Annotated in this window: 27 protein-coding genes and 1 riboswitch; of the genes, 12 read left to right on the plus strand and 15 right to left on the minus strand. The window is 46.8% G+C overall.

Annotated features, from left to right (window positions below; genetic code table 11):
- The first annotated feature begins 37 nt into the window (after positions 1–37).
- Together hpf and rapZ are read left to right on the plus strand one after the other, a co-directional pair.
- Positions 38–328, plus strand: coding sequence for a ribosome hibernation-promoting factor, HPF/YfiA family (hpf, locus tag MGMO_RS07720; protein ID WP_023494487.1), 291 nt, complete (start codon positions 38–40; stop codon positions 326–328).
- A 54-nt stretch (positions 329–382) separates the two neighbouring features.
- A complete protein-coding gene (gene rapZ / locus MGMO_RS07725; protein ID WP_023494488.1) occupies positions 383–1,240 on the plus strand; it encodes an RNase adapter RapZ in 858 nt (285 codons plus the stop codon).
- Positions 1,241–1,270: 30 nt separating this feature from the next.
- On the opposite strand, the gene MGMO_RS07730 is transcribed toward rapZ, so the two are convergent.
- The 4 genes from MGMO_RS07730 to minC are packed head-to-tail and all read right to left on the minus strand — an operon-like array spanning position 1,271 to position 3,343.
- Entirely contained in the window at positions 1,271–1,474 is a 204-nt protein-coding gene (locus MGMO_RS07730) for a winged helix-turn-helix domain-containing protein (protein WP_023494489.1), read from the minus strand.
- A 19-nt stretch (positions 1,475–1,493) separates the two neighbouring features.
- On the minus strand, positions 1,494–1,760 hold the full coding sequence (minE, locus tag MGMO_RS07735) for a cell division topological specificity factor MinE (RefSeq protein ID WP_023494490.1): 267 nt from the start codon (positions 1,758–1,760) through the stop codon (positions 1,494–1,496).
- Entirely contained in the window at positions 1,760–2,569 is an 810-nt protein-coding gene (gene minD, locus MGMO_RS07740; RefSeq protein WP_023494491.1) for a septum site-determining protein MinD, read from the minus strand. Before minD ends, minE begins: the two co-directional genes overlap by 1 nt.
- Positions 2,570–2,608: 39 nt before the next feature.
- The gene (gene minC, locus MGMO_RS07745) at positions 2,609–3,343 is read right to left on the minus strand and encodes a septum site-determining protein MinC (RefSeq protein WP_023494492.1); all 735 of its coding nucleotides are present in this window, start codon (positions 3,341–3,343) and stop codon (positions 2,609–2,611) included.
- A 271-nt stretch (positions 3,344–3,614) separates the two neighbouring features.
- Positions 3,615–3,739: riboswitch (TPP riboswitch) on the plus strand.
- Between the two features lie 29 nt (positions 3,740–3,768).
- On the opposite strand from minC, the gene thiC reads away from it, so the two are divergent.
- Positions 3,769–5,649: a phosphomethylpyrimidine synthase ThiC gene (gene thiC, locus MGMO_RS07750; RefSeq protein ID WP_023494493.1), complete on the plus strand. Its 1,881-nt coding sequence runs from the start codon at positions 3,769–3,771 to the stop codon at positions 5,647–5,649.
- A gap of 71 nt (positions 5,650–5,720) precedes the next feature.
- On the opposite strand, the gene MGMO_RS07755 is transcribed toward thiC, so the two are convergent.
- The 7 genes from MGMO_RS07755 to MGMO_RS07785 all read right to left on the minus strand — a co-directional run bounded on the left by MGMO_RS07755 (position 5,721) and on the right by MGMO_RS07785 (position 11,474).
- Complete coding sequence (locus MGMO_RS07755) at positions 5,721–6,389, minus strand: TetR/AcrR family transcriptional regulator (protein ID WP_023494494.1); 669 nt, start codon at positions 6,387–6,389, stop codon at positions 5,721–5,723.
- A gap of 39 nt (positions 6,390–6,428) precedes the next feature.
- On the minus strand, positions 6,429–7,754 hold the full coding sequence (locus MGMO_RS07760; protein WP_023494495.1) for a S8 family peptidase: 1,326 nt from the start codon (positions 7,752–7,754) through the stop codon (positions 6,429–6,431).
- A complete protein-coding gene (locus MGMO_RS07765) occupies positions 7,755–8,480 on the minus strand; it encodes an anti-sigma factor (RefSeq protein WP_023494496.1) in 726 nt (241 codons plus the stop codon).
- Positions 8,481–8,497: 17 nt separating this feature from the next.
- Positions 8,498–9,127: an RNA polymerase sigma factor gene (locus tag MGMO_RS07770; RefSeq protein ID WP_023494497.1), complete on the minus strand. Its 630-nt coding sequence runs from the start codon at positions 9,125–9,127 to the stop codon at positions 8,498–8,500.
- Positions 9,128–9,662: 535 nt separating this feature from the next.
- Positions 9,663–10,061, minus strand: coding sequence for a hypothetical protein (locus MGMO_RS07775; protein ID WP_023494498.1), 399 nt, complete (start codon positions 10,059–10,061; stop codon positions 9,663–9,665).
- A gap of 32 nt (positions 10,062–10,093) precedes the next feature.
- A complete protein-coding gene (locus MGMO_RS07780) occupies positions 10,094–10,573 on the minus strand; it encodes a hypothetical protein (protein WP_023494499.1) in 480 nt (159 codons plus the stop codon).
- Between the two features lie 148 nt (positions 10,574–10,721).
- Positions 10,722–11,474, minus strand: a complete 753-nt coding sequence (locus MGMO_RS07785; RefSeq protein WP_023494500.1) for a TorF family putative porin — start codon at positions 11,472–11,474, stop codon at positions 10,722–10,724.
- A gap of 577 nt (positions 11,475–12,051) precedes the next feature.
- Between MGMO_RS07785 and MGMO_RS07790 the strand changes: the two genes are divergently transcribed.
- The 7 genes from MGMO_RS07790 (at position 12,052) to MGMO_RS07820 (ending at position 17,976) form a co-directional block, all read left to right on the plus strand.
- On the plus strand, positions 12,052–12,603 hold the full coding sequence (locus tag MGMO_RS07790) for a hypothetical protein (RefSeq protein WP_023494501.1): 552 nt from the start codon (positions 12,052–12,054) through the stop codon (positions 12,601–12,603).
- Positions 12,604–12,635: 32 nt separating this feature from the next.
- Positions 12,636–13,121, plus strand: coding sequence for a pantetheine-phosphate adenylyltransferase (coaD, locus tag MGMO_RS07795; protein WP_023494502.1), 486 nt, complete (start codon positions 12,636–12,638; stop codon positions 13,119–13,121).
- A gap of 2 nt (positions 13,122–13,123) precedes the next feature.
- Positions 13,124–13,378 (plus strand): YfhL family 4Fe-4S dicluster ferredoxin, encoded by a 255-nt coding sequence (locus MGMO_RS07800; protein WP_023494503.1) that lies wholly within the window; start codon positions 13,124–13,126, stop codon positions 13,376–13,378.
- A gap of 95 nt (positions 13,379–13,473) precedes the next feature.
- Positions 13,474–15,036 carry an acid phosphatase gene (gene acpA, locus MGMO_RS07805; protein ID WP_023494504.1) on the plus strand — a complete coding sequence of 521 codons (1,563 nt, stop codon included), beginning with the start codon at positions 13,474–13,476 and terminating at the stop codon, positions 15,034–15,036.
- A gap of 24 nt (positions 15,037–15,060) precedes the next feature.
- Positions 15,061–15,501 carry a DUF1772 domain-containing protein gene (locus MGMO_RS07810; protein ID WP_023494505.1) on the plus strand — a complete coding sequence of 147 codons (441 nt, stop codon included), beginning with the start codon at positions 15,061–15,063 and terminating at the stop codon, positions 15,499–15,501.
- 85 nt (positions 15,502–15,586) lie between these two features.
- The gene (ggt, locus tag MGMO_RS07815) at positions 15,587–17,260 is read left to right on the plus strand and encodes a gamma-glutamyltransferase (protein ID WP_023494506.1); all 1,674 of its coding nucleotides are present in this window, start codon (positions 15,587–15,589) and stop codon (positions 17,258–17,260) included.
- Entirely contained in the window at positions 17,245–17,976 is a 732-nt protein-coding gene (locus MGMO_RS07820) for a 4'-phosphopantetheinyl transferase family protein (protein WP_023494507.1), read from the plus strand. The genes ggt and MGMO_RS07820 overlap by 16 nt, the downstream gene beginning before the upstream one ends.
- A 42-nt stretch (positions 17,977–18,018) precedes the next feature.
- Here the strand turns inward: MGMO_RS07820 and MGMO_RS20295 are convergent, their stop codons facing one another.
- Both MGMO_RS20295 and apaG read right to left on the minus strand, forming a co-directional pair.
- Complete coding sequence (locus MGMO_RS20295) at positions 18,019–18,432, minus strand: hypothetical protein (RefSeq protein ID WP_023494508.1); 414 nt, start codon at positions 18,430–18,432, stop codon at positions 18,019–18,021.
- A 758-nt stretch (positions 18,433–19,190) separates the two neighbouring features.
- Positions 19,191–19,568, minus strand: coding sequence for a Co2+/Mg2+ efflux protein ApaG (gene apaG / locus MGMO_RS07830; RefSeq protein ID WP_023494509.1), 378 nt, complete (start codon positions 19,566–19,568; stop codon positions 19,191–19,193).
- A gap of 124 nt (positions 19,569–19,692) precedes the next feature.
- Here apaG and mpl point away from each other — a divergent pair, with 124 nt between their 5' ends.
- A complete protein-coding gene (gene mpl, locus MGMO_RS07835; protein WP_023494510.1) occupies positions 19,693–21,045 on the plus strand; it encodes a UDP-N-acetylmuramate:L-alanyl-gamma-D-glutamyl-meso-diaminopimelate ligase in 1,353 nt (450 codons plus the stop codon).
- Between the two features lie 168 nt (positions 21,046–21,213).
- Complete coding sequence (locus MGMO_RS07840) at positions 21,214–22,530, plus strand: coiled-coil domain-containing protein (RefSeq protein ID WP_023494511.1); 1,317 nt, start codon at positions 21,214–21,216, stop codon at positions 22,528–22,530.
- A gap of 134 nt (positions 22,531–22,664) precedes the next feature.
- Here MGMO_RS07840 and MGMO_RS07845 read toward each other — a convergent pair whose 3' ends face one another.
- On the minus strand, positions 22,665–23,366 hold the full coding sequence (locus MGMO_RS07845; RefSeq protein WP_023494512.1) for an RES family NAD+ phosphorylase: 702 nt from the start codon (positions 23,364–23,366) through the stop codon (positions 22,665–22,667).
- Positions 23,363–23,767, minus strand: a complete 405-nt coding sequence (locus MGMO_RS07850) for an MbcA/ParS/Xre antitoxin family protein (protein WP_023494513.1) — start codon at positions 23,765–23,767, stop codon at positions 23,363–23,365. Before MGMO_RS07850 ends, MGMO_RS07845 begins: the two co-directional genes overlap by 4 nt.
- Positions 23,768–23,938: the final 171 nt, after the last annotated feature.

Here is a 23,938-nt window from a genome sequence, read left to right on the forward strand (position 1 = left end):
GTCCAAATCTAATTATCTATCAGTAAAGGAGTATTCCATGCAAATCATCGTAACAGGTCATCATCTTGAAATTACAGACTCTTTGAGAGCGCACGTCAATTCTAAATTTGATAAGTTAGGGCGTCACTTTGATAATGTCACTGATGTACACGTTATATTGAGCATAGAAAAGTTAATGCAAAAAGCAGAAGCCACCGTGCATATTAACGGGGCGAAGTTATTTGCCGAAGACCAACAGGAAGATATGTACGCCGCCATTGACGATATGGTCGATAAGCTCGACCGTCAAATTACCAAACACAAAGAAAAATTGACCAACCACCGTTAATATCAATGATAGGGTGCAAAGTTCGGCTTTGCACCCTCGCCTTCCCAAATACCAATGAAACTAATTATTGTCAGCGGCCTTTCAGGTTCCGGCAAAAGTATTGCACTAGAAACCCTGGAAGACTGCGGCTATTACTGCATCGATAACCTGCCGTTTACGTTACTGGAAAGCTTTATTGCCGATGTCATGCTGGTGGACAAGAACACCTACGCTAAAACGGCAATAGGCATTGACGCACGAAACCAAAGCGAAAGCCTCGTCAATTTCTCTGAAAGCTTACGTTTAATCCGAAATAAGGGCATTGACTGTGAAATCATTTTTATGCAGGCCGAAGAGTCCACCTTACTGAAACGCTACAGCGAAACTCGCCGCAGGCATCCGTTGACCGATTTTAATATTCCCTTAAAGGAAGCGATAAAAATTGAAAAGGAGATGCTGGTGCCTATTGCGCGGCATGCTAGCGTCGTCATTGACACGAGCCGAACCCATTACCACCAGCTTCGGGATCTTATTAAGGATCAAATAGGCGAACGCGAATTTAGGCATATTTCCTTGCAATTTCAGTCATTTGGATACAAAAACGGCATTCCTTTGGACGCTGATTTTGTCTATGATGCGCGGAGCTTGCCAAATCCTTATTGGATACCCGAATTGAGGGGATTGACAGGCAAGGACCAGCCTGTCAGCGATTTCCTCAAAAGCCAAGAGCTTGTCGGGGAACTTTTTCAAGATATTACGGACTTCCTGGAACGTTGGATTCCACGATTTGAAGCAGAAGGCCGGAGTTACCTCACAGTCGCCATTGGCTGTACCGGGGGACAACACCGCTCTGTTTATCTGGTCGATACACTGGCAAAGCAGTTCAAGAGCCCCACCCTCAATGTGATAGTAAGGCACAGGGAACTTAGCTAAGGAAAGCCATTAACAGGCCTTTCCATAAGGTTATTTCAGCGAGAGCGTCTCAACCCGGCCTTTCAACTCGACCACCAGTTTGCCTTCTTTAGCCAACCAGCCGATAGCGCGTTGAACCTCGCTTTTGCCCAAAGCCGTATCTGTGGTAATTTTTGTGACACTGGACGGGCCATTTTTTTCCAGGTAATGCCAGATTTTTCCAGCCGCTGTGCCAATTTCAGTGATCGCTGTCATATTTATCTCCTTACCTAAATTAAAATCGCTTCGTTTGGTCATCAGGTAACATGATATTTAGCTCCAAGGTTTCCTGATTTCCGTCCTGCTCAAACTTTACGGAGATGGCATCTTTGTCAACATGGACATATTTCTGGATGACATCCAATAGTTCTTGCTGTAATTGCGGCAAATACATGGGCTGGCTTTGCGAAACACGTTCATGCGCCACCAGGATTTGCAGCCTTTCTTTGGCCAATGAAGCCGAACTGGTTTTGGAGGTTTTAAAGTAATCGAGTAAGCTCATTACTTGCCTCCAAACAGTTTACCAAAGAAGCCTTTCTTGTCGTCGATAAAGCGGTGTGGTTTATTTTCCCCCAAGTAGCGGGCGACAATATCAACGTAAGCTTGGCCGGCATCGCTTTTTTCATCGAGGATGACCGGAATCCCTGAGTTTGATGCATTCAGTACCGATTTTGATTCCGGTATCACGCCTAAAAGATGCAACGACAGAATCTCCTGCACATCATCGACGCTCAACATTTCGCCCAGTTTTACACGTTCAGGGGAATAACGAGTGAGTAGCAAGTATTCTTTGATGGGTTCCTTGTTTTCTTCAGCCCGACGGGATTTGCTGGACAATATCCCCAACATGCGGTCGGAATCCCTGACCGAAGACACTTCGGGGTTGGTCACCACAAACGCATCGTCGGCAAAATACATCGCCAAATGCGCACCTTTCTCGATGCCGGCAGGGGAATCACAAATAATGTATTTGAAGTCCCTGGACAGTTCGTCCAAAACTTTTCCGACACCTTCCTGGCTCAGCGCATCTTTATCGCGAGTTTGTGAGGCAGCCAGTATGTATAGCAAATTACAGTTTTTATCTTTTATCAGGGCCTGATTAAGGCTGGCTTCCCCGTTGATGACATTGATAAAGTCATAAACGACCCGACGCTCACAGCCCATTATCAAATCCAGGTTACGTAAGCCCACATCAAAATCAATCACGGCTGTCTTATGGCCTTTTTTTGCAAGCCCCATGGCGATAGCGGCGCTGGTCGTGGTTTTGCCTACGCCCCCCTTACCTGATGTTACGACAATAATTCTTGCCAATGGATGTTCCCCCTTGAATCGGAATGGTACCAGAATGGATTATATTTCTTGAATGACTAATGTTTGTTTATCAAGATAGATTTGTACAGGCTTATTATGGACATTTTGGTTAAGATCTTCGCTGATTTTATAATTACCGGCGATAGAAATCAGTTCTGCTTGCAGGGCATTGCAAAAAATGCGCGCTTCAGTGTTGCCTTGCACACCCGCTAAGGCGCGACCACGCAATGCGCCGTAAACGTGGATGTTGCCTTCCGCCAAAATCTCCGTACCGGCACTTACGGGTGCCACAATGACCAAGTCACCCGCAGCATAAACACGCTGGCCTGAGCGTATAGGTTGGGTTATGAGCGTTGTCCCCGTTTGCAACAAATCTTTAGTTTCAGGTTCTGGAGCTGGTGTTTTAGGTTTATTTGTGTCGGCTGTAATGCTGCTGGTGTGAATTGAATGCACCGGAATTCCTAGTGCGATCCCTTGCTCATTTTGTTGTGGATTCCCGCCCCGTATACCAATGGGCAACAAGCCCAGCTTGCGTATTATCCCAATAATGGCTGCAACATCAACGTCGATATTATGCTTATTCAGTTCCTGGACATCCAAAATCAACGGGGAATTTTTAAAGAATTCCGGCGCCAGTTGAATCTTTGCCAGAAGTTGTTGTTCAACTGTTATCTGGTCATCGCTAGACAAGACCAAGACAGGTACAGAAAAAGTGCTGCTCTTGAATTCCAAAGCAGGCGGGTTATAAGGCGTTTTTTGTGCGTCTTGAGACATCCGTTCAATCGTGTTTTGGCAATTATTCTAGCAATATTAACACTAGTCTTAAAAAAAATCATTTTTCAACGGCTAAAAATTACACAGCACCCAATGAAATTGGCATCTGATCCCATCAAAACACAAGACAGCATTTAATTCCAATTTGCTCAATTGTATTAAAACGTAGGTTATCTATCCTTTAAGCTTATGGGGGTATAACCTTAAACACCCGACCACCCTAGAATCAGGATTTGCAATTTCCCATTTTTTGATTTAACGTAACCTAATCCGTAATGGCTAGGGGTGCTTCGGTTTATCTTTAAGGTTTTTCTTACAAGATGGATCGGGGCTGAGAAATACCCTTTGAACCTGACCCCGGTTAATGCCGGCGTAGGGAAGCCCAACAACTTCCCGCGCCTTGTTTTGTTTGTTTGGAGATAAACATGAGCGCTGTCATTAAAGATGCCTCTTTCACCGCAGTAACCGCTACAGATAGCGTAAAAATCGATTCTTACCCCGCGTCGGAAAAAATCTACGTACCAGGCGCCCGTGCCGACATCCGCGTTCCCATGCGTAAGATTACCTTGTCCGATACACCCGTCCATTTCGGTACAGAAAAAAACCCACCACTTTATGTCTATGATACGTCAGGCGTTTATACCGATCCCAGCGTAGCGGTAGATTTGAAGAAAGGCTTGGGTACTGTCCGTTCAGCATGGATAGCAGAACGTAATGACACGGAAGAACTGACAGGCCCGAGTTCTGAATTCGGTCGTCAAAGAATGACCGACCCTGCCACTGCAAACCTGCGCTTTGAACATATCCGCAAACCGCGCCGCGCTATTGCAGGGGCGAACGTCTCGCAAATGCACTATGCCAGAAAAGGCGTCATTACGCCTGAAATGGAATTTATCGCCATTCGCGAAAACCAGAATATGGAACAGATGCGCGACTTATGGAAAGGCCAGCACCCCGGCAATTCCTTTGGTGCGTCAATACAATCTTATATCACCCCAGAGTTTGTTCGTGATGAAGTCGCCAGAGGACGGGCGATTATTCCCGCCAACATCAACCATCCAGAACTGGAGCCGATGATTATCGGGCGCAACTTCCTGGTTAAAATTAATGGCAATTTGGGCAATTCTGCAGTCACTTCGTCGATTGATGAGGAAGTCGAAAAAATGCTCTGGGCTATCCGTTGGGGCGGCGATACGGTGATGGATTTGTCCACCGGCAAAAATATCCACGAAACCCGTGAGTGGATTCTACGCAATTCGCCCGTGCCTATAGGGACGGTGCCTATTTACCAAGCCTTGGAGAAAGTAAACGGCAAAGCCGAGGAACTCACTTGGGAGATTTATCGCGATACGCTTATAGAACAAGCCGAACAAGGTGTAGACTACTTCACCATCCATGCCGGTGTGCGCCTGCATCATGTGCCGTTAACCGCAAAACGCATGACGGGCATCGTTTCCCGTGGCGGCTCTATTATGGCGAAATGGTGTTTAGCGCATCATACCGAGAGCTTTTTATACACGCGTTTTGAAGAAATTTGCGAAATCATGAAAGCTTATGACGTATCTTTTTCGTTAGGTGACGGGTTGCGTCCAGGTTCAATTTACGATGCCAATGACGCGGCGCAATTCGGTGAATTGGAAACGCTGGGAGAGCTGACGAAAATCGCCTGGAAACATGATGTGCAAACCATGATTGAAGGCCCAGGCCATGTACCTTTGCACATGATAAAAATTAACATGGACAAGCAATTGGAAGAGTGCGGCGAAGCGCCCTTTTATACGTTGGGGCCCCTGACCACTGATATTGCCCCAGGCTACGACCACATTACTTCAGCGATTGGCGCGGCAAATATAGGCTGGTACGGTTGTGCCATGCTGTGTTATGTCACCCAAAAGGAACACCTGGGCTTGCCGAACAAACAGGACGTTCGGGAAGGTATCGTCACTTATAAGATTGCCGCCCATGCCGCCGATCTCGCCAAAGGCCATCCTGGCGCGCAGGCACGTGATAATGCCATGTCCAAGGCGCGTTTTGAATTCCGTTGGGAAGACCAGTTTAATATCGGGTTGGATCCTGAGAAAGCCCGTGAATTTCATGACGAAACCTTACCGAAAGAATCCGCCAAAGTGGCACATTTCTGTTCGATGTGCGGACCGCATTTCTGCTCGATGAAAATCAGCCAGGATGTACGCGATTACGCCCAGGCTAAAGGAATAGAAGATGAGAAAGAGGCTTTAGCCGTTGGAATGCAAGAAAAATCGAATCAATTTATTAAGGAAGGTGCTGATATTTATCACAAAGTGTGATTATTTCAGTGCTATTTTAAAGAATTCACCGAAGCAATTGTGTTGCTTCGGTAAACTGTTTACTTTACCTATTACACAGTACGGACGGAACGCAACAAACGCGAAGCCTGTGGGGTTTTGGTAAGGGGTGTTATTCCGCCCATGGCGTTCATCCAACCGTCATGAATGAACCGCCTGACGAGCAGAACAACACTTTCTTCCAAATCATTATCATTTAAACCACCGAGCTGTGTCGTCAGCATAAAAACGCAAATTCCGTGAATGCCGCCCAAGAAAGCCAACGCTGTTTGCCGACGTTGGGCAGGAGACAACTCAGGTGCAATCAATGCGAAATGCGTATCAAACTGTCCGTAAAGGTTATCTACTTTTTTCTGATACCACTCAGGAATTTCGGCATCATCGGGTAAACGGTGTTCAAAAACCATGCTCCACCGATTGAGGTTTTGGCAGGCGTAACGAATATAAACGCCCGCCAACTCTTCAAGACAGCGCTCAGGGTTTGAACATTTCACTTGTTGCATTTGTTCGGTTATGGTGTCCAACGTCCTGCCTTTAATGTGCAAGATCAAATCGTTCATATTATCGAACACCATGTAGATACTGCCTACGGTATAGCCTATTTTGACTGCTATATTCCTTACCCGTAGCTGAGGCAAACCCCCTTCGATAACTAAATCTTCAGCGGCTACCAAAACCATGTTTTTTATTTGCTCTAAAGAGTGATGCCCTCGTCTTGCCATTTTCAATTACTCCAGAATCAGGAAATATTTTTGTTAGTCTTATAAAGGATTGAACTGAGCAAAACTCAAAAATTGATGACCGCAATGGGCTGATTCACATAAGGAATTCACCGCAACATTAGCATTTACACCAGAAATCAAACCTTCCTTTGAAGTTATTTTTGATTTTTGCAATATCGTATGCGCCTCAGCTACCGTTAGGTCAGGTTTCAACTCTAACAATAGCGCCACCACGCCAGACACTTCAGCCGCCGCGATTGAACTGCCTGAGATAAAATCGTAGGTACCGTAAGGCAAAGTGGTCAACACTTTCTCACCCGGAGCCGATATGGATTCAGCCAAAGAACCGGGGGTTGATGCAGGCTGCTTGATAGACTGTACGGAAATCACATCTTTTAGGGAGGCAGGGAAGTTTTCGCTTGTGTTACCAGACCCGGTATCGGCGGCAACGACTATAATGCCTTTTTCCAAGGCTTTTTTGAGCAACAAGGTAAGCAATGGGTCTTGTGGGCCGGTCAGGCTCATGTTAAGGACATCCACGCCTGCCTTGATGGCTGTATTAACGGCAAGCGCGAGTGTGTAACTATTACAGACGGCTTCCATAGCGTCTACTTTGTCCGGCCAACAGGCTTTCAGTGCCAACAACTTGGCATCAGGGGCTACCCCCATAATTCCGGTAGAGTTATCTCTCCGGGCTACCATAACACCGGCCACTGCCGTACCATGCTTATCCGTCGCAAAACTGGCGGATATGTCTTCCGCAAAATTTTGGTTATTGCTGACTTGCCCTGCCAAATCGGGGTGATTTAAATCTACTCCCGTATCAATCATACCGATGACAATATCCCGACCCGTTGCCTTTCCATGAGCTAAACTAATCTGCATTTGCTGCAAATTAGCCTGAAGCCTAAAGTAAGGGTCGTTGGAACTGGAGGATTGCGTTTTGGTCTTGAATACGTTCATGCCCTGAACAACTTCGACACGGTCATCCTTGGACAATCGCTCGATGGTAGTTGCCACAGAGGCTTTATCGGCAACACGGTACACTACGCAATGTTCACCGACTTCGGTCATGGGCCACTCAGCCAGCTTCTCCAAATCGTAATCGTCTGCAATTTGGTTGGTGATTCGCTCACTCCAGGTCGAACTTTGGTAACCGCCCCGTTGCCTGTAAGACGTTGGAGATGCCGTGTTTTTGATACTGTTAATCGTGTTGTCAGAAAAAGCCACCAGCAGCAGCCGATCTGCATTTTGCTGGGATAACATGCTGTTAAGCCCGCTTTCACTGTCGATTGGTGTTTTGCTTTCCGCTGGGACCATAAAAACGGCCAACATCAGCAGGCCTGCCATTAGATAAGTTTTCATCTATTCCTCCGAATGCATTGATGAAAGCAATGCATAGGCGGGTTCTGCAAAAATAACGTTGCCGTCTTTCTTTAACAATTCAATAACATCAAAAAGATGTTTGGCCGCAATGTCCTTATCGAGCCTAACTGTATACACACCCTGGGGAGTTGGGCTATTGCTAATGAATTGCCCATGTATACGCTCAAGAATCGTATTTTTCTGCAGCTGATCGACATTGTCAGCAAAAACCACTCGAATTTCATTCGCGCTTACGGCTTCTTGTTGCCCGTCAGACAACGTCTTAAAGCTGTTGCCGAGTTGCACATCATTCCCCGCATAACGCGGCATCAGCAGGGTTATAGACAACAGCACGGCTGCCGCCATCGCCAACGCAGGATGAGAGATCGCGCTGCTCACCCAACGCTGTTTTCTGCCGTCACTTAATTGTGTGACATTGCCGGAAACCGTGCTTCCTTTTAGATTTAAGCCCGCTTGCTGGCCTTGAAGGCGCATTTTCAAGCGCGTAAAAGAGGCCTGTTCTGCTGAGTCAAGCGAACCTTCCTGGATCACGGCTTGCGCCAACTTCTGCAAATGGGCCTGCTCACGTTTACACGTCAGGCAAACGGCTAAATGCGCCTCGACTGCCTTTAACTCACCGCCTTGAAGTGTCTTGTTGACGTACCAAGGCAATAACTGAGACAGTTCCTGATGGTCAGAGTAAGATTTTGTATAATGCTGTTTCATCGTAAACTCCTAAACTCTCAGTGGGTGCGGTTTGAACTGTCGTTCGTTGGGGTTAAAATCAATGCCAGATTTTTACGGGCATGGTGCATTCGGGTTTTTACAGTGTTTTCAGGGCAACCCATGATGACAGCGATTTCGCTGTAATGCAGGCCCTCGTAATAAGTCAGCTCTATCACCGCCCGATGTTCGGGCGACAAGGCACTAAGGGCCGATTCCAGCCATTCATCGAGTTCGAGCTGATTCATCCCGGCATCTTGCTTGCCCAGCCATGAACTGTCTTCGTCAAGTTCATCCAGCGACTCTTCTTCGGCCCGGTTGGCATCACGCATAACCTGCCGAGCCTTGTTAAAGGCGATCCCAAAAATCCAAGTGGACGGTTTGCACTTAGGGTCGTAACTCGCCGCTTTCTCCCAGACGACAAACATGACATCGTTGATGATTTCATCAATCAACTCGTCACGACGGGTAATGCGGGCAATAAACCGGAATAATCTTGTGTAATAATGGTGATAGAGCTGTTCAAGTGCGCATTCATCTGCATTGCAAAGCCGCGCTATCAAATCGGCATCCCGTAGCTGCTGACCATTTTGATGTGTACTCAACGGTGTACCTGCAAAAGATTGTGTCACTTCGGCTTGAGCTTTCATTAAACATAGACCAAATTAAATTAACTTTGTACGTTAATTCCAAAAAACCAATGAAAGGTTCAATGGATAATTAAAAAAAACTTAAATTTGTTGAAACCACCCCAAATTTTAGATGAAAAGTGAATTCGATTGGTCAGCCAGAATTAATTTTTTAAAGAAAAAATAATTTAAAAAAACAAACCCTTAATTTGTTTTTATACGGAAAATAAAAAAAATGGTGTCGAACAAATAAAATTTAAGGAATATCGAATCAGTTGCTTCTTTATGGCTTGGCGCGCGAAGCGACCTCGCATTGGTTTTTGAAGAATTCAATGGGCAAATCCTTAGGAATTAAGGAAACCTTGAATAATAAGTTGATGCCATGTGTGGTTCGACATGCCCTCCAGCAACGGTATCAACACGATACCGTTCGTCCTGGGCCTATCTAAGGAGGGTAGTGGAAAGACTGGTTAAGAAATCCCTTATATTTAAGACGAATAGGCGAGTTCTATTTTATTGAACTATTGAACTTCACTTATCAAAAAGCCGGTTAGCATTACCTTGGCAAACACATTTCGATAACGCCACCTATGCGGGCATGAGTGCCGGCTTTGCGAATGACCCCCACCGCTTTTTTATTTTTGATGAAGTCCGGTGGAATGGGTGTTGCGCTTGGATTAGCGCTTATAACGTCTGGGTCACTGTCGAAAACAAAACCAATCGCACCCTTGCTGTCTGTGGCTTTTTCTCCAGACTGGATGGCAGTCTCCCCTGAGTAGACTTTGACATAGTAGCGCCCTTTAAGGCCCGTTCCACGCACTAAAATTTTTGAACGGCTGCCGCCATTGAAAACCAGGCATTTAACACCGAGGGATGCGGCGTTAACTTCACCCAATGTACACAGGTTAAACGCCAAGAACATTAAGGCTATGATTGCTGATTTCTTAAAATTCATGTTTATTCTCAAGGATCAAAGGTAAGCAATTATCATCTAATTATACAATTTGTAGTCATATAACCTTTGATTAGAAGTTTGGTTTTGGCATCACGTATGCTCGCCCTGACAACCCCACCTTGGATAAAAGCAGGATGAATCGCTGTTTTGGCTTCGAGAATGACATCTTCAGGGTTGCTGTCGAATTCAAATTGCACTTGGCGGCTGACTGCGGCTTTTGGTCTCGACTTAACTGAGTTCCCACCAGAATCCACTTTTGCGTAATACTTCCCTTTTGGGAATCCGTAACCCCTGACAGTTACTTTCGAACGCGGAACGCCGCCCCCTCCCACAGGATCGTCCAGCCCCCCTCGTCCACTGCCTGAACCCGCGCCGTGTGTATCGCCTACCGTAGCAGTTGTACTCCGCAGTTCACACGAAACGTCAATACGCGCAGCATTCGCATCGCCCAAAATACCCAAATTGAGCAAAATGGTTGCTATTGCCAAAAATGCTGCATTTTTAAAAGCCATGCTTTTTCCTGTTAACTCAAATAGTTATTGCTTCGTCGCAAGAAATCAATAGAAATCTTATTTCCCATATACCTGTATATTGCAATAAATTAATTAAAGTTCATTGTCAGCTAAAAAATTTTCCGCTCGGTCTGTCCTTGTCGAACTATTAGAATCCCACCGAAATAGAAAATACCACTGTTGCCTTCAAGGTTACTGGATGGTCGGGCGATATATTCCCCCCTAGCTCATCCAGATAATAAATTTCACTTGCGTCGTAATAACGTAAATCCAGTGCAATAAACTTATATCGCCCCGTTAGGCCGGCATTCCAATACGGATAATCGGCATCTTGGACATCTTTGACTCGGGCGTAACCAAATGCGCTAGAAAATTCCAAATAGTCAGTCAACGGGTAGCGTCCGGTCAATTCATAGAAGAACGAATCGCCTTTTAGCCCATAAAAATCATTCGAATAGGAGAACTGTGCGCTCAGATAACTCTTGTAATGAAGAAACAGGTAATATTCGCTGTAATCTCCCGGACGTGAAAAAATCAGGTTGTCATAAATATAGCGGGAATACTGTAAATCCATCCGCCAATCATCGGCAAATTGATAACTCCAGCCAACATAGGGAGTGACTTCAACTTGGGCTGCATTGGGATAAATGAGATCTTCTTCTTGTTCATTTCTGCCTATGTCAAAACTAGAGGCACTGGCCCCGACATAAACTCCCGATGAATGTTGGTAATCGAGATTGCCTTGAATAGCTGGATTGCCAGCACTTTTGGAGTACATCCTGGAAATATAATTGGTCGTGCCCGTTATCGTCCCGTGAATTTCAGCGAGGGCGAAACCGCTTTGAAACAAGAAAACTACCGCGCAAAGCCTATATAATGGGAAAAAGAAAGTTGTCTGCATGAGGCGATCTTAGACTTTTTTGAGTTAAGCGGCATTCGCCTGAAAGTCAGGCTTATTTAGTCCTATCTGCATCATCAGCTAAGCGAACCGTTCATAAGGCATAGTGAACATCTTTTTCATTAAGCGGCTATTAAAATGATTATTTATCACCCGTGGACAAATCTCCCCCCAGCAACATCGTTCAGTCACCCAAAGTTAATTGGGTTTATTGGCAACCAAATTGGCATGCCCAGTTAACAAACGACAAGTATTTGATTCCGTTCATGGTGAATCCTGTCGAACTATGAACGGAATCAACTTGCCCTAAGGCTCCTTAATCCTATTTAAATAAATCATAGTTCGTGCAACAGCTTAAGAATTTATGAAAAATTTTGCAATTAGTGAAATTACCTATGTTTAATTCCTTAAGTGTCCCACAATGCCAAAACAAAAAGGCACTATCAATATACGTTTCTTGGGCTAAAAACTGATTCGACTGTCCAACTCACAACGGGTATCAAACAGCAGCACATGGCGCCAGCCAGATAGTTGAAGAAGGAGTATAATAGCAAACTAGCAACCTGCCGAAAAAATTCTTATGCCAGAAACTCCTAAAACGGTACTTGAGGCGGACAAAAAACTTCGTCTATTAGCCATTTTTGAAAAGCTGTTGCCCTTGGTGGACAACCTTGCCGACAAGTTGCGCTTGTTTGTAATCCTGGGTGTACTGGTGGCAAGTTGGCTGGTCGTTTGGTGCTACTTCTTAAAGCATTTTTCCATAGGAATCGCCGTTATGGTGGGGATTGCTGCGATTTTGCCGGCATTGATCCTGGCGAGATTCTGGTGGGCATTGGAAGAGCTAAAATGCCTACCTGGCATTGCAGGCCGTATAACTGGCGATGCCAAAGCTGGACTCCAAGGATCAGTACAGAACATCCGCGCTGGCAAACTGCCCAAGTTAGGACTTTTGAGTGCCGGGAAGGGCCTTTGGTCGGTTGGCGCGATGGCTACGGAAGCGCGCGAATTGATGGGCTCTTACATTGGCATGGCAACATTGGCCAACCCAGTTATGCTGGTTTTTGGAGTCTTGTCGGTTATGAATGTGTTTTTATTGTTTTTAGTCGGTATAGTGCTAGTTTTTTTTATCTAAGCCATTTCGTTTTACACACAACTCCTGAACAGATGGAAAGAATCGCCATATACCCCGGCACGTTTGACCCCATTACAAACGGGCACCTGGATTTAGTTTGCAGGGCTTCCCGACTTTTTCATAAAGTGATAATTGGTATTGCCGTTAACACCGGAAAAGTACCTTTATTTTCCTTGGCAGAACGCATAAGCTTAGCCAAGCAATCGACTTCAAAACATGCCAATGTCGATGTTATCGGTTTTGAAAACCTATTGGTCGATTGTGCAAGACAACATGGCGCAACGGTCATATTAAGGGGGCTGAGGGCGGTATCCGATTTTGAGTATGAATTTCAAATGGCAGGCATGAACCGTAAATTGGCGCCGGAACTGGAAACCCTATTTTTAACCCCACCCGAACAATATACGTTTATTTCGTCGAGCGTAATAAAGTCCATCGCCCAATTACATGGCGATATTTCATCATTCGTCCCAGACGTAGTATGCCAACAGCTCATCAAAAAATTTAGCCAGGTTTAAGTATGTCATTGATAATTTATGATGAATGCATTAACTGTGATGTGTGTGAGCCCGAATGCCCAAATGGCGCGATTTCACAAGGTGAAGAGATTTATGTCATCAATCCCGACTTGTGTACTGAATGCGTAGGACATTACGACCTGCCACAATGCGTGGAAGTTTGTCCCGTCGATTGCATTACCAAGGATCCCGACAAAGTTGAAAATGAAGAGACCCTATATCAAAAATATTTGAAGTTAACGAAAAAAAACGCTTAATTATTTTGTGGCGAAACTCTTTTCTCATAGGTCAGGCAGAAAATCAGTTATTTTTCTTGGCCGCATTGATGCGAGCAGCATTCGGAACGAATACCATGAATACCACGCCAAGAATTTTGATCGGGCAATGCGCTATCGCCGCAAGCAAGACAAAGCGAAGTACTCAGATATTTTCGCTGCAAACAGCAATTATTTTGTTTGTCGCCAGTTGCAGTTCCCCCAATTTTGCAACGAAACCCCACCCACTAGCAAAACCAACCCTAAACGATATCGAGCATATCATCGTCATTTATGCTGAAAACCGCAGTTTCGATAATCTCTATGGTTTGTTCCCTGGTGCGAACGGTATCAAGCAAGCTTCCAAAGAACAATATACCCAGATCGATCACGACGGCAAGCCGTTCAAAGAATTGCCGCCAGTTTGGGCAAGCGAGGCAGATCAGCCACCCATTGCCGAACACCTGCCTAACCAGCCATTTCAAATTGATAGACCTTCCTTGAACTTGCCGTTGTCCGCCAGGACGCGAGACCTAGTCCACCGCTACTACCACAATATAGAGCAAATCAACGGCGGCAAAAACAACAAGTTTGCCGCCATTTCCGACGCGGGCGGCTTGGTCATGGGTTATTACGACGGCTCAAAGTTGCCGTTGTGGCGTTGGGCGCAAGAACATACACTTGCCGACAACTTTTTCATGGGCGCATTTGGCGGTTCATTCCTCAACCACCAATGGTTAGTATGCGCTTGCACGCCTCGCGACCCTTCCGTGCCAGCAGATGAACGCCTTACCCTGGATGAACGGGGCCTGCTAAAACGGAAACCAGATTCACCGCCATCTGCCAAGTATGGCGCACCCAAGTTTTTGGGAAATGACCTATCCTTCACACCGGATGGTTTTGCCGTTAACACCACACAGCCGGCTTACCAACCCTCAAAAATCCCCCCTGTAAAAGGGGGCGACCCACGCTTTGCCGATCCCGCTGAGAAGCCATTGTCTCCACAGACCACAAAAACCATCGGCGACACTTTGTCGGCAAAAAACATCTCTTGGGCGTGGTATGCCGGCGGCTGGAAGCAGGCATTGGCCGACGGAAGGCGACCGCCTGTTGTAAAGCGCCGTGTGATTTACAACAGCAAACCTGGCGCAATAAACTTCCAACCACATCACCAGCCCTTCAACTACTTTGCCCGATTTGCGCCCGGCAACCCTGATCGGGAACTGCATTTGCAGGATGGCGAAGATTTTCTGCAAGCCATAGACAAAGGCACATTACCGCAAGTCGCCTTTTATAAGCCTTCCGGCAATTTGAACGAACACCCTGGTTACACGGATGTCTTGTCCGGCGACAAGCACTTAGATGAAATACTTAACAAAATCAAAAACAGTCCGGTTTGGAAAAAAACCGTGGTGATAGTCACTTATGATGAAAATGGCGGATTTTGGGATCATGTCGCGCCACCCAAAGGCGACCGCTGGGGCCCTGGCACGCGCATACCCGCCATTTTCATCTCGCCTTTCGCCAAAAGGCATTTTGTTGACCATACCTCTTACGATACCACGTCGATCATAAAGTTTATTACCTTGCGGTTTGGTTTAGAACCCTTGCCAGGGGTGCGTGCTAATGCGGGTGATTTGACTAATGCTTTCGATTTCTGAATCTCATTTTTCCGGAGAAGACCTATGCTAGAAATCACGCAGTTCATTGCTGTACTGACTTGCACCCTATTTACCGGCGCAGCTATTTACATTAACCTTGTTGAGCATCCGGCACGCATGGGTTGTGATACAAAAATGGCTGCAACTGTTTGGGCACCCAGTTATAAACGTGCCACACTGATGCAAGCTCCGTTGGCAATAATAAGCTTTCTTGCAGGCATGACTGTATGTTTGTTAGGCGGCGGCACGCTGTGGCTGTTTAGCGCCTTTTGTATCGGTTTGGTCGTACCGTTCACATTCGTTGCCATTATGCCTACGAATCAGTTGCTGTTGGCACCCGGCCGTGACCTAGCTTCAGAAGAAACACGCGAATTGTTAAACAAGTGGGGTAACCTACACACTGTTCGTAGCCTTCTAAGTTTCATCGCATTAGTTAGTTATATAGCGTTGATAGTTGGGGGCTAGCGTTATTAAGCAAAGTCCTGATTCGCACATTTGACCCTTCTGACCTGTTAAGCTAACTAAGCCATTTAACTGACAATAACACAGCATGCAAAATCGATACCTTATTTTCGGGCTTTTGTGGCTCTTATTTTGGGTTAACCTAGCCAATGCCGATCGCCCCAAGGTAGCAATCGCCTCTGCCCATCCCTTAGCTACTGAGGCAGGGTTTGAAATCATAGCCAAAGGCGGCAATGTGTATGATGCGGCGGTTGCCGTGAGCGCGGTATTGGCCGTAGTCGAACCCGCAGGTTCGGGTTTGGGCGGCGGCGGCTACTGGTTGCTGCATCGGACGAAAGACCACGTGGAAACCATGATTGATGGCCGTGAAAAAGCCCCACTGGCGGCACATAAGGCCATGTTCCTGGATAAATCCGGCAACGTGATACCTAAATTATCGCTGGACGGGGCATTGGCTGCAGCCATCCCTGGGCTGCCAGCCGGATTGGTGTATTTGTCGGAAAAATACGGCCACCTATCACTTGAAGAAAATTTAGCACCAGCCATCCGACATGCCCAAAACGGTTTTGCCATTACGGAGCGACATAGGAAAATGCTGGTTTTCCGTTTAGCTACACTCAAAAAAAATCCTCAAGCAGCCGCTATTTTTTTGACTCATGGCGAAGCGCCCAATCCCTATGCCATCCTCAAACAACCTGACTTGGCAAACACCTTGAGGCGGCTTGCCAAATATGGGAGGGATGGCTTTTATAGTGGTGAAATTGCCGATAAATTGGTAAACGGTGTCCGCCAAGCAGGAGGGGTTTGGAATCGACAAGACCTGGATGCTTATCAAATAATCGAGCGCAAACCCATAAAAGGCCACTATCAGGGCATCGCCATCACCAGTGCGCCGCCATCATCATCGGGCGGCATTGTCTTGATTGAAGCCCTGAATATCCTTTCCGGTTTCGATTTGCAACAAACCGACGAAATAACCCGCAAGCACCTGATAACAGAGGCCATGCGCCGTGCATACCATGACCGCGCCTTATATCTGGGTGACCCTGATTTTATCGACATACCCGTTAACCGCCTACTGAATGCAGACTATGCGGCTGGCTTGCGTAGTACCATCAGGCCGGACAAAACCTTGCCCAGCGATTTTTTATCAGGCGACATGCCTAAGCAAAACCAAGGCAACCAGACTACACATTTTTCGATAATTGACCAAGAAGGCAATCGTGTCGCTGCAACCTTAAGCATTAACACGGCATTTGGCGCAGGGTTTGTGCCGGAAGGCACGGGCGTGCTACTCAATAATGAAATGGATGATTTCGCTAGCCTTGAAGGCGCTATGAATACGTATGGGCTAGTAGGGGGCATCGCCAATTCGATTGCGCCAGGGAAACGCATGTTGTCCAGCATGACACCGACTTTTCTGGAAACCCCTGACCGAATCGCCGTTTTAGGTACGCCTGGCGGTAGCCGCATTATCTCAATGGTGCTGCTGGGCATTCTGGATTTTGCCAAAGGAAACAACCCTGATTCATGGGTAAAAATCCCCCGCTTTCATCACCAATACCTGCCGGATGTGATCGAATATGAACAAGGCGCGTTTTCTCAAGATGAGATTACCAAGCTATCGAACTTAGGACATCGTTTGAAAGAAACCAATCGACATTACGGCGATATGCAAGCCGTGCAGTTACACAAAATCACCCATACCCTATCAGCCGCCAGCGATCCGCGAGGGGAAGGTAAAGCGTGGGTCAACCCTTAACGGATAAGGACACAATCAAGCTCTGGCAGGGTGAAATTTTGGCCACGGAAGCAGATTACCCAGATTACTGGCGTATTCTCGCGCCACCCGAACAGCAACATGCCAGCAGCATCGTAAACGGTCAACTGCACAAACGCTATGTAGAAATCCGTGCCCGACTAAGAATGCTATTGGCGCAAACCCTCAATACAAACCCCAAAAAGCTACGCATCCATAAGGCTGAACATGGCAAGCCCTATCTCGTTGATTACCCCGAATTGAGGTTTAATTTATCGCATACTGCCAATCGGATGGTGGTGGTCATTGCTAAAAACTGCGATCTAGGCGTTGACATTGAACAGTGCACCCCCCGAAAAAATCTGGTTGCGCTGGTCGATAAATGTTTTGCTGAAGAAGAAAAAAATTACTGGCAACGATTGCCGACATCTCAGCAAACGCTGGCTTTCTACCGATTTTGGACGCGTAAAGAGGCGTTTGTTAAGGCTACGGGCAGGGGGATTGCATTAGGGTTGAAATACTGCGTCGTCAATCCCGAGAACCAACGTGAACTAGCGAGAATCCCCGAAAAATATGGTCTAGCCAGTGATTGGCTGATACAGGATTTTGACCTGGGTGAAGCTATTTGTGGCGCTTTGGTCGCACAAAACAAAATGGGCAATCACTATACAGAAATCGAAGCCAACTCTTTACCTTGTGTTAGGTCGATCGCCATCTAAAAAAAACCGCCCCTTAAGGAGCGGCGAGTAGGTATGATAAATTTAGGCCATTATCCCTTTTGCTTGCCTACGTGTAACCAAGCCAATCAAGCCAGACAACGCTGAACCAAATAACCAAACTGCCGAAGGAAGCGGGACAGCCGCAGGGCCGCCCTCATCACCGTCGGGCTCATGATGCCCGTGGTGTCCATGATGCTCATGACCAAAATCATCCCCAAATGAGCCGCCATGACCGAAATGCCCAAATACGAGATGAAACCAATCATCTGCAATTTTTAATGCACCTTGTTGATCAAAACCCGACCCAGAGGATGCTATAGTGGTACCACCTTGTGTAAAACTTAAGGAAAATGACACAGGCCCCGGATTCACTATGGATTCTGTTATTGAAGCGAAACTCACTGAGGAAAACATCCACAGTATAATTGCCGCAAGAAAGTAATATCGTTTTTTCATAAAACCACCGTAGTTAAGTAAAATTGCGAGTCCCTATTTTTGCTTTGGTGAAAGTTTTTTCCTTCCCCTTCTGCTATCCATCATCACGCAAGTTTAGTAACCGTCTGTCTAAATTTTGTGAACTGGTTCACGCTTTAATTTTTATTGTGTGACCGAGTTCACATTTTTGTAATGCTATTTGGGCCGTTCCAAAAATTACCGGAACTATTGTGAACCCGATTATTGAAACCGCTCCGACGGACTTCTTTGATACCACTAAATTGGGCTTTACGAAACCTATCGATCTATCGACTGGTTGAAGGCGGACGAAGCCAATGCTTCGTAGGGTCGAAACAATGAGGCCACCCAAATTTATTTACTATCGTTGATTAGCGCTTGATAGCCTGCAAACTTGGAGAGAGTGAGAAATATTCCGGGCCACTTACTTGATGGCAGGATAATTTTTTGAATAAAAAATCAAAATTTACCCGTTTTTAATGACTGAGAAAGAAGGTTAAGATAATCGAAATTGATAAAACAAGCTTGAGGCGAGGATATGTCCGTAGCATCAACCTAAAGTCTTGGCGTATTTGCTGTGGACTGAAAAAAGCAATGCGTCCATGCATTGCACTAACAAGCGGTTTTATTGAACCTGTTAGTGATGATAATTATAGGGCTTACCGATAATTATTCTGTGACCGTATTCACAAAACCTTAGGATTAATTTGTGAACTACATTTAACTTTTCAATATTGTAGTGAAAAAAATTGGAGCACGAGCTAATGCAGCGTCCTTGGGATAGACAAGGTAAACTTGGGGATCGCGGCATTAAAATTGACACCCTCATCAGAAATCATGGTGTACTGCCCCTGCATGGTGCCAACAGGCGTTTCCAGCATCGCGCCGCTAGTGTACCTGAAGGATTCGCCGGGTTTAAGATAAGGCTGCTCGCCGATCACGCCTTCGCCCCTAACTTCCTGTACTTTGCCGTTGGAATCGGTAATCAGCCAGTGGCGATTCAATAACTTGGCGGGAACTATACCCACATTGGTGATAGTGATGGTGTAGGCGAACACATAACGTCCATCGTCGGGCGAGGATTGCGCCTCGATAAAATGGGGCGTTGCTTCAACTAAGATTTTGTTTTTTTCTGTCATTATCGGATGATACGGCTTATTTACGGTTTGTTATAATCGGCATAGTAATATAAGGTCGTATTTTATAACAAATATCGACTGAAAAAATAATTCACCAACCCACAGACAATTACGGGACAAAACATTGCACATTCATATTCTAGGTATTTGCGGTACTTTCATGGGCGGACTTGCGCTGATTGCTCGGGAACTCGGCTACCAAGTTTCAGGTTCCGACCAGAATGTTTATCCCCCCATGAGCACGCAACTGGAAGAGCAGGGCATCCGTTTGATGGAAGGTTACAAGGCCGAAAACTTGGCGAATAAGCCCGATTTGGTTATCATCGGCAATGCCATATCGCGCGGCAATCCCGAAGTCGAAGCGGTACTCAACCAGGGTATTCGTTACATCTCCGGGCCGCAATGGCTATCCGAACACGTCTTGCAAAACCTTTGGGTACTGGGCGTAGCGGGTACGCACGGCAAAACCACCACCACCAGTATGTTAAGCTGGATTTTGGAACATAATGGCTTCAAGCCCGGATTCCTTATCGGCGGCATTCCGCTGAATTTCGGCATTTCCGCGCGATTGGGTGAATCGGATTTTTTCGTAATCGAAGCGGATGAATACGATTCGGCATTTTTCGATAAACGCTCGAAATTCGTCCATTACCGCCCACGCACGGCAATCCTGAATAACCTGGAATACGACCACGCCGACATCTTCCCCGACCTGGACGCCATTAAAAGGCAATTCCATCATCTGGTGCGTACTGTACCCAGCGAAGGCTTGATTATCAGCCCTGCCTGCGAAAAGAACATTGATGATGTGTTGGCGATGGGCTGCTGGACACCGGTATCACGAACCTCCATTAACGCCGATGCCCAATGGAATGCGGAACTGGTAAAAACCGACGGTAGCCAATTCAAGGTTTGCGTTAACGGTATTGAACAGGGCTGTGTCGATTGGGCGTTAACTGGCGACCATAATGTTTACAATGCCATGTCCGCCGTTGTCGCCGCCCAACATATCGGCATTTTGCCTAAAGACGCAATTGCTGCGTTAGCCGGATTTAAAAATGTCAAACGACGCATGGAAATCATTGCAAAAATCAATGGCGTAACCTTGTATGACGATTTCGCCCACCATCCCACTGCCATCGAAACCACCTTAGACGGTTTACGGAAACAAGTCGGCCAGGAGCGCATCATAGCGATAGTCGAACCGCGCTCCAACACCATGCGCCTCGGTGTGCACACCGAAACTTTGGCGCTATCCCTACATAATGCGGATAAAGCAATTTTGTACCAACCGGAAAATCTAGGATGGGATTTAAGCGGCCTGCTTAATTACGCCGGAAATATTGAAATTTGCCGGAGCTTGGATGAAATCATAGAAAAGCTCAAATTGGATGCGCGTTATGGTGGACATTTTGTCCTGATGAGCAATGGCAGTTTTGGGGGGATTTATCAGCGGTTACAAGAAGCGCTAAGTTAACTACGCACCGTTTACGTGTTGAGCGTGAAAGCAAAGAAACCTCTCGGACAAATTGATTCCGCTTTTGCTGATAGAATTCAAGCTCACAATAAGTCATAATGTGCAACCATATACCGTAATAAATAACAATAACACATTATAAGAAAGACCCATTAGGAGGAGACACACATGCTCGAAGAAATTTCTGAAGCACCCGAAGTTATCGGTCAAGCTGCCGAACGCGCCTCGCTGGCGGCAAGTCGTTGTGAAGAATTTGCCCAAAATGCGGCACAATCCCAGGGTGTGGCCGAGCAAAATTCGCTATCTGCATCCCAGTATGCTGAACAAGCGGGTCAATACGCCCAACAAGCTGGTTCGGCCTGCGAACAAGCGATTGCGAATACCGAATCGGCGGCCTCTGCGGCACAACAGGCGCATGATTATGCCCAGGTATCTGCCAATAACGCCCAGCAAGCTGAATCATCCCGTCAGCAGGCTGATACGAATGCTGGCTCGGCAGCAGCAGCAGCACATCAAGCGCAGGAATATGCCCAAATATCGGCCAATAATGCCCAACAAGCCGAACTAAGCCGCCAGCAAGCAGGCACGGATGCTGATTCTGCAGCAGCTGCTGCCCGACAAGCACAGGAATATGCCCAAATATCGGTCAATAACGCCCAACAAGCCGAATCAGCCCGCCGGCAAGCGGACGAGAATGCCGAATCGGCAGCGTATGCGGCTCGGCAGGCACAAGACAATGCCCAGGCATCCGCCAATCATGCCGACCAAGCCTATAATTACGCTGAAAGGGCAAATGGCGCTGCAAGGGATGCCATAGCACAGGCCGAAGCAGCCGGTTCAAACGCGGAAGCGACAGGGTATTCCGCCACGCGCGCCCGTGAATATGAAGGCAACGCCGATCAGTCCGCTTATAACGCCCAACAAGCAGCCAACTTGGCACAAACCCATGCCGAAGGGGCCAGCGCCCAAGTCAGGGAAGCGGAACGGTACGCCAGCGCGACGATTGATGCGCATAACAGCGCACTTTCAACCCTGTCGGGTATTGAACAAACCTCAACTCGGGCACAATCCGCCCTGGATGAGGCGCAAGGTTTCGCTCAGCAATCAAATGAGTATCTCGCCCAAACCGCCGACTTAAGCCGACTGGCATCAAACCGCGCGCAAGAGATCGAACAACAACTGAACCAAGCGGGTGACTCTGTGGCGCAAGCCCAGGAAATCCAACGCCAGGCTGAAAGCCTATTATCGCAAGTGCAGCAAGCACTTCAGGAAAGCCAAGACGCCAAGCAATTGGCCGAGCAGGCGCGTGATGACGCACAAAGGCTACGTGATGAGGTACAGGCGATCTTGGAACGCATCCAAGATCATTCTAGCAGTGCCGAAAAAGCCGTTGCCGTCGCGAGCAGCGCATCGAAAGACACCATAAAACTCATGTTCGACGCAAAAGATGCGGTTTCACGGGTTTTCGCCGCGTCTAAGTTCTAAAAGGTCATTTACCCAACCGAGATAGATAGGTGGGCAATTTTTTTGCCCACCCGTTACATCATCTTCATCGCGGCCAATTGCCCAAGCTGTGGACGAAGGATCGGGTATTCGTAAAAGTGTGTGTAAAATGTGGCCTAGCCGTCCGGTGCAATCAAGGATTTTTTGTACGCGTTCGTCATCTTATAACCATCCCAAACGTAGCAAAAATGCGGCCCTTGCCTTGTCGGAGACAAGGCGCATGGCTTGAATAGGGCAACACATTCTCCGCCAGACATCCGTACGCTATCGTAAACAATACCGTTGGAACCGGCGCTCCATAAGCTCTTCGCCAGATCCTGTGCATCGGCGTAATGGTTTGGATCGGGGTTATAAATCTGGGGCAATGAAGGCTGGCATAAGCGAATGTCATGCAATTCTGCGGATAGATCTGACGCATAACTTCGCATGTCTATTTCGGTTGGCGGTTGGTGGGTGGCCGCCAAAAACAAGGCGCGGTGATATTGCGTTTCAGCAATAGCCGTCTCGATGGTATTCCCCGCATAATAAACACCATAGCTGCCGTCCGTAAAACGGCTGCCTTCGGGATTTAAATGGGTAAAAGCCGCCATTATCGGTGTAGTGCCAGGCCCTGAAACCCTATCTTCGGGCTTAACCAGATTAATATCACCCGCATCATCAAGTAACCGATCATTGGTTAGGCCTTCGATGGCATAAACGATGTCCAGGTCTTCCGGATCGGCAACGCGATCGAACAAGCCGACAGGTGGAAATCGGCTGGATACCAAGCGCCAGCAGGGTTGCCAATCAACATGGCTTGTCGGCAAGTTGTCAATCACGACCAGCCGCGCTGCCCGTCCAAATATTGCCGCACTATATACAAATCGGCGACGCGCCCGGTTAGCATCCGTTCCAAGGCAGATTTGCCTTGAAAGGGAAGTGCCGAGTTAGGCTGTTTTATCCATTGATCTGCGGAATCGGCATTGGGCAGCAGAAGTTGCAACGCCTTATAAATACCGAAGATGTAAGAAAGCCTTTCCAGTTTATCAGGTGTGAGTTTTGCCGACTCGGGATTTTTCTTCCATTTGAAATAGGTGCTGCGGGAATCCAGGCCAAGCAAGGTCATGGCTTGTTCGGAGCTAAGCTGCCATGTATTCATGATATTAAAAAAAGTCCGTAAGGCGCTTTTTGAAATTTTGGCGCTGTCGGGCGGTAATTTAGCGTGTTCAATCGATAACATAATGGCCTCCACACGTTATTCGATAATGTAGTATATTTATACACTATAATAAACAATAAGTCTATATATGGACAATAAGTATCCAAATTTATGACAAATACTCAACGTCCGGCAAATACATTTTTCGGCAACATTCCATGCATATCGGGCTTATTTCATCAGTTGAAAGAA

It is taken from the genome of Methyloglobulus morosus KoM1 (assembly GCF_000496735.2).
In the GTDB taxonomy this organism is placed as follows: domain Bacteria; phylum Pseudomonadota; class Gammaproteobacteria; order Methylococcales; family Methylomonadaceae; genus Methyloglobulus; species Methyloglobulus morosus.